Below are 5978 nucleotides of genomic sequence, written 5' to 3' on the forward strand. Positions count from 1 at the left end.
GCGTGCCCGGCGGTACAGGACGCGCCGCGCGAGCGGTTCGGTCCAGCGCGCGGTGAGCGGTCCGAGGATGACGAGGATCAGGACGTACGCGGTCGCGAGCGGCCCGATCTCGGGCGCGGTGGCGACCGCGAGGCCCGCGATGACGATGGAGAACTCGCCGCGCGCCACGAGGGTGCCGCCCGCCCGCCAGCGCCCGGCCCGCTTGACCCCGGCCCGCCGGGCCGCGTACCAGCCGGTGGCGATCTTGGTGAGGACGGTGACGAGCGCGAGGAGCAGCGCGGTGAGGAAGACCGGCGGGATGTCCGCCGGGTTGGTGGAGAGGCCGAAGAAGACGAAGAAGACGGCCGCGAAGAGGTCGCGCAGCGGGGCGAGCAGGTTGTGGGCGCCCTCCGCGACCTCGCCCGAGAGCGCGATGCCGACGAGGAAGGCGCCGACGGCGGCGGAGACCTGGAGTTCGGCCGCGACGCCGGCGACGAGGACGGTCAGCCCGAGCACGACGAGGAGCAGCATCTCGGGGTTGTCCGAGGAGACGGCCCGGCTGATGAGACGGCCGTGGCGCAGCGCGAGGTAGAGCACCAGTCCCACGGTGCCGAGCGAGATGACGAGCGTCAGGCTCGCGCCGCCGATGCTGAGCCCGGCGAGGAGCGCGGTGAGGATCGGCAGGTAGACGGCCATCGCGAGGTCCTCGATCACGAGCACCCCGAGGATCACCGGCGTCTCGCGGTTGCCGAGCCGCCCGAGGTCGCCGAGGACCTTCGCGATGACCCCCGAGGAGGAGATCCAGGTGACCCCGGCCAGGGCCACGGCGGCCACGAGGCCCCAGCCGAGGATCAGCGCGCACACGAACCCCGGCAGGGCGTTCAGGACGAAGTCCACGATGCCCGAGGGGTACTGCTTCTTGAGGTTGGTGACGAGTTCGGAGGCGCTGTACTCCAGGCCGAGCAGGAGGAGCAGCAGGATCACCCCGATCTCGGCACCGGTGGCGACGAACTCCTCACTCGCGTCGAGCGGCAGGAAACCTCCCTTGCCGAAGGCGAGCCCGGCCAGCAGGTAGAGCGGGATGGGGGAGAAGCCGATCCGCCCGGCCAGGCGGCCGAGGATGCCGAGGCCGAGAATGATCGCGCCCAGCTCTATCAGCAGTTCAGTCGTCGTGTCGTGCACGAGGGGTCATCCTCCAGCGATCAGTTCGGCCACGGCGTCCACGCCCTCACGGGTCCCGACGACGACCAGTACGTCGCCGATCGCGAAGCGGAAATCCGGGGTCGGGGAAGGGACCGCGTCGGTGCGCCGCAGGACGGCGACGATCGAGGCCCCGGTCTTCGTACGTGCCTGCGTCGCGCCGAGCACCCGCCCGGCGAAGGGCGAGCGCTTCGTCACGGGGATGTGCTCGGTGACGAGGTCGATCTCCACGTGCTGGCGCAGGTAGCGCACCGGGTCGGGCTTGAGCAGCCCGGCGAGCGCGAGCGATTCGCCGGGGTCGAGCTGCGCGGCGTCGCGGCAGCTGTCCTCGTCCTCCGGGTCGTGGAGGCCGAGGACCCGGCGGCCGTCCTGGTGCACGACGACCGACAGGTGGCGGCCGGACTGCGTGTCCAGGTCGTAGCGCGCCCCGATCCCGGGGAGAGCGGTCTTGGTGAAGTGAGCGGTGGGCTCCATCGAGAACTCCGTACGGCGTGTCGCGTGCGCGCGGCTGCGTGCGCGGGTGTGCGGGGGGACGGGTGCCACGGGGGACCGTGACAGCCCATACCGTGTCATCCCTGCCGCGCGCACAGAACACCCGTGCGTGGATGGGGGACGGAAACGGGCCCGTCGGGGTGCGGAGGTGCGCCGGGGCGACCGGCCGCGTGAGGGCCCGGAGAGGACGGTGGGGATACGGGGGAGTGGTCTCCCCCGGTCGGTGGCGGGACGAGCGCGCGGCGACCGGTGGTGCGGAACCCCGGGGGGCGGACCGGACGGCGGTTCGCCGGGGGCTTCGCGGGGCCGGACGGGCGCGCGTGGTGGTGCGTGCTGCGGTGACGGGTGTCGTGGCGGCGTGCGGAAGGGGTGCCGGGGCACGTGCGGTCGGCGCCCGCGTCTTCCTGGCCCGGAGGTCTCGCGCGGTCACACCGCGTACCGGTGCCTCTCGCGGCGGTACGCGGCGCGAGAAGGCGAGGGACGGTGGTACGGGGTGGGGCCGGGCGCGGGACGGGGCCGAAGGCGCGCGGGCGCGGGGGCCGGGATCAGGCGCTATGCGGAACGGCGTCGCGCGGGCGCACCCCGGTGGTCCGGTCGCGCGAGGGAGGGCGGAGCGCCGCGCCCGGGCCGGGTTGAAGCGGCAGTGCGCGAGGGCGGGTGTGCCGGTCGTGCTCCACGGGACCACCCCCTCCCAGACCTGCGCAGGCGCCACCGTGACCGGGCCGCTCGACGCGCCGGCACGCCCGGGAGGGCGGGACCGGCTTACTGACTTGACCAGTACTTTAACGTATGGCAAAGGGGGTGAACGGTGAATTATGTGAAGAAACGCGCGTATCGCCCGGCGGGAATTTTCCCGCTCCGGGCGGACCCGCGCGAGGCGGGAGCGGGGTCCGTACGCCCCGGGCCGCCGGGCCGTGCGGCGCGCTCAGCGCGGGGAGCGCGGGGCGTGGCCCGGTGCGGGGCGGGCGAAGGCGCCGCCGGTCCGGCGGCCTCGCGCTCCCGGGTGCGGGTCGAGCAGCTGCGCGGCCACCCCCGCCGCGACGAGCCCCGAGGCGAGCACCACACCGTGCCCGGCGACCAGGCCGCCGCACAGGGTCCCGAGGGCGAGGACGAGCAGCAGTATCACCCACGGGCGCGAGGGCCCGGGGCAGGCGTCCGGTGCTCAGGTCCCGTTCCAGGCGCGGGGTTCTCCGCGGCGCAGCCCGCGCTCCAGTGTCCGCAGTGTCTCGTCCTGACGATCCATCGCCCGTCTCGCCCTACGTGCCGCCCCGGGCCCCGCTTCGGCGGGCCCCCGCGGCCCACGCCCCTCGGCGGCACGCACGCACGTACCCAAGGGATTCCGTCCCCGGGCCCCGCCCACACCTGACGGAGCGGTTCCGCCGCGCCAGGCCGCCGCCGGGCCTCGCCACGAAGCCTCTCGCGCGGCCGGCCTCCCGCGCCATCCGGAATCACCCCCCCGCCCCTGGGGGAAAACCCCGAGAAACAGGGGGCGGCCCCTAGGGGGTGGCGGGGCGGAAATGGGGGTTGTCACGGATGGACCGGCCCGGGGGCGATCGGGAGGGTGGAGGCGGGCCCGTCGTACGGCACGGCGGGGCGTGTCCGGTCGACGGGAGGGGACCCGGTGTCGTTGTTCCAGCGCGTCTTCCTGCTCAATGCCGCCGTGCTGCTCGCGGCGACGGGCCTGCTGCTGCTCGGACCGGTGACCGTCTCGGCCCCCGTCGTGCTCACCGAGGCGCTGATCCTCTCGGCCGGGCTGGCCGCGATGCTCACCGCCAACGCGGCGCTCCTGCGCGTCGGCCTCGCCCCGCTCCAGCGGCTGCACCGCGCGATGAGCACCACGGACCTGCTGCGCCCGGCCCGCCGCCCCGAGGCCGCGGGACAGGGCGAGATCGCCGGGCTCATCACCGCTTTCAACACGATGCTCGACCGGCTGGAGGCCGAACGCGCCACGAGCACCGCCCGCGCGCTCTCCGCGCAGGAGGCCGAGCGCCGCAGGATCGCGCAGGAACTCCACGACGAGGTCGGCCAGACCCTCACCGCCGTCCTCCTCGAACTCCAGAGCGCGGCGAGAGACGCGCCGCCCCCGCTCGCCGAGCGGCTCCACCAGGTGCAGGAGACGACGCGCGGCGGGCTGGACGAGATCCGCCAAATCGCGCGCAGGCTGCGGCCCGGTGTCCTCGACGAGCTGGGGCTGCGCGCCGCGCTCGCCTCCCTCGTCACCGAACTGCCCGCCGACAGCGGGCTGCGGGTGCGGCGCCTCGCGGACCGGGAACTGCCGGAGCTGGACAAGGAGGTGGAGCTCGTGCTCTACCGGGTCGCGCAGGAGGCGCTGACCAACGTCGTCCGGCACGCGCGGGCCCGCGAGGTGCGGCTGAGCCTGCGCGCGCTGTCGCGCGGCGTCGAGCTGACCGTGACGGACGACGGCGACGGCCCGCGCGGGGCCGCCGAGGGCGCGGGGCTGCGCGGGGATGCGCGAACGCGCCCTCCTGATCGGCGCCCGCCTCTCCCTCGGACCCGCCCCCCTCGGCGGTACGGAGGTCCGGCTGACCGCCCCGCTCACGCCCCGCCCGGCCGCCCCCGCCCCGCCACCGTGCCTTCCCGACGAGACGGGCGTGAGGTGAGGGCCCCGGAGGCGGCCCCCATCCGGGTACTGCTCGCCGACGACCACGCCCTCGTGCGGCGCGGGCTGCGGCTCATCCTCGACGCCGAGCCCGACCTCAGCGTCGTGGCGGAGGCCGGGGACGGCGCCCAGGCGCTGGAACAGGCGCGCCTGCACCGGCCCGATCTCGCCGTGCTCGACATCGCCATGCCGCGGATGACCGGGCTCCAGGCGGCCCGGGAGCTGTCCCGCGCCCTGCCAGGACTGCGCATGATCGTGCTCACGATGTACGACAACGAGCAGTTCTTCTTCGAGGCGCTCGGGTCGGGCGCCGGAGGGTACGTGCTCAAGTCCCTCGCCGACCGCGACCTCATCGAAGCCTGCCGGGCCGCGATGCGCGACGAGCCCTTCCTCTACCCCGGCGCGACCGGTGCGCTCATCCGCAACTACCTCGACCGGGCCCGCCGGGGCGAAGACCTCTCCGGCGGCAGCCCGCTCACCCCGCGCGAGGAGGAGATCCTCAAACTCGTCGCCGAGGGCCACTCCTCGAAGGACATCGCGGCCCTCCTCGTCATCAGCGTCAAGACCGTCGAGCGCCACCGCGCCAACACGCTCCACAAACTCGGCCTCAAGGACCGGCTCGAACTGACGCGGTACGCGATACGCGCGGGACTCGTGGAGCCCTGAGGAACCCTGGGCCCGGGCCCGGGCACGCCGCGCGCCGGGCGGCGGAGCACACTGGCCCCGTAGCCGCACCACCCCCACCAGCAGGGAGCAGCGCACATGTCCTTCCGCGCCATCCGTGTCACCGAGGACGAGCAGGGCCGCCACGCCGCCGTGGAGACCCTGGAGGCTCGGCGGCTGCCGCCGGGCGAGGTGACCGTCGGCGTCGAGTACTCGACGCTCAACTACAAGGACGCCCTCGCCCTCGCGGGCAAGGGCATCGTGCGCTCCTTCCCCCTCACCCCCGGCATCGACCTCGCGGGAACGGTCGAGGAATCCGCCGACCCGCGCTTCGCGCCGGGTGACCGGGTCGTCCTCAACGGCTTCGGCCGGGGCGAGGACAAGGACGGCGGTTTCGCCGAGCGCGCCCGTGTCACGGCCGACGAACTCGTGCCTCTGCCCGAGGCACTGAGCACCCGGCAGGCCGCGGCGATCGGGACGGCCGGGTACACCGCGATGCTCAGCGTCCTCGCCCTGGAGGACGCCGGGGTCGTGCCCGGCGACGGCGACGTGCTCGTCACGGGCGCGGCCGGCGGCGTCGGCTCCGTCGCCATCAGCCTCCTCGCCGCGCGCGGCCACCGCGTCCTCGCCTCGACCGGCCGCCCCGAGCACGGCGACTACCTGCGCGGGCTCGGCGCCGCCGCACTCGTCGACCGCGCCACGCTCGCCGCCCCCGGCAAGCCCCTGGCCTCCGCGCGCTGGGCGGCGGCCGTCGACAGCGTCGGCAGCCACACCCTGGCCAACGTGCTCGCCGCGACCCGCTACGGCGGCACGGTCACCGCCTGCGGCCTCGCCCAGGGGCTCGACCTGCCCGGCTCCGTGGCCCCGTTCATCCTGCGCGGCGTCCGCCTCCAGGGCATCGACTCGGTGCACGCCCCGATGGCCGCCCGCCGCCGCGCCTGGACCGCCCTCGCCGCCGAGCTCGACCCGGCCCACCTCGACACCATCACCACCACCGTCCCGCTCGCCGGGGTGATCCCCCTCG

The 5978-nt window shown here is 75.0% G+C and carries 5 protein-coding genes and 1 pseudogene; 3 read left to right on the forward strand and 3 right to left on the reverse strand.

Going from position 1 to position 5978, the window contains the following annotated elements:
• From SSBG_RS27435 to SSBG_RS35165, 3 genes are all read right to left on the reverse strand, one after another.
• A partial coding sequence (locus tag SSBG_RS27435; protein WP_008749304.1) for a cation:proton antiporter occupies nt 1–1161 on the reverse strand: 1161 nt, incomplete at its 3' end.
• A 6-nt stretch (nt 1162–1167) separates the two neighbouring features.
• Nucleotides 1168–1653 carry a cation:proton antiporter regulatory subunit gene (locus SSBG_RS27440; protein WP_008749305.1) on the reverse strand — a complete coding sequence of 162 codons (486 nt, stop codon included), beginning with the start codon at nt 1651–1653 and terminating at the stop codon, nt 1168–1170.
• 943 nt (nt 1654–2596) lie between these two features.
• On the reverse strand, nt 2597–2797 hold the full coding sequence (locus SSBG_RS35165) for a hypothetical protein (protein WP_008749306.1): 201 nt from the start codon (nt 2795–2797) through the stop codon (nt 2597–2599).
• A gap of 495 nt (nt 2798–3292) precedes the next feature.
• Between SSBG_RS35165 and SSBG_RS27450 the strand changes: the two are divergent.
• The 3 genes and pseudogenes from SSBG_RS27450 to SSBG_RS27460 form a co-directional block, all read left to right on the forward strand.
• Nucleotides 3293–4292, forward strand: a pseudogene (locus SSBG_RS27450) (HAMP domain-containing sensor histidine kinase).
• Complete coding sequence (locus SSBG_RS27455) at nt 4262–4957, forward strand: response regulator (protein ID WP_008749308.1); 696 nt, start codon at nt 4262–4264, stop codon at nt 4955–4957. The pseudogene SSBG_RS27450 and the gene SSBG_RS27455 overlap by 31 nt, the downstream one beginning before the upstream one ends.
• Before the next feature lie 96 nt (nt 4958–5053).
• Nucleotides 5054–5978, forward strand: a 925-nt coding sequence (locus SSBG_RS27460) for an MDR family oxidoreductase (protein ID WP_008749309.1), incomplete at its 3' end; no start/stop codon positions are given.

The organism is Streptomyces sp. SPB074 (assembly GCF_000154905.1).
In the GTDB taxonomy this organism is placed as follows: Bacteria; Actinomycetota; Actinomycetes; order Streptomycetales; family Streptomycetaceae; genus Streptomyces.

Excerpts from the sequence above, each read along its gene's own strand:
- SSBG_RS27440 (WP_008749305.1), bottom strand. The coding sequence starts at position 1,653 with ATGGAGCCCACCGCTCACTTCACCAAGACCGCTCTCCCCGGGATCGGG.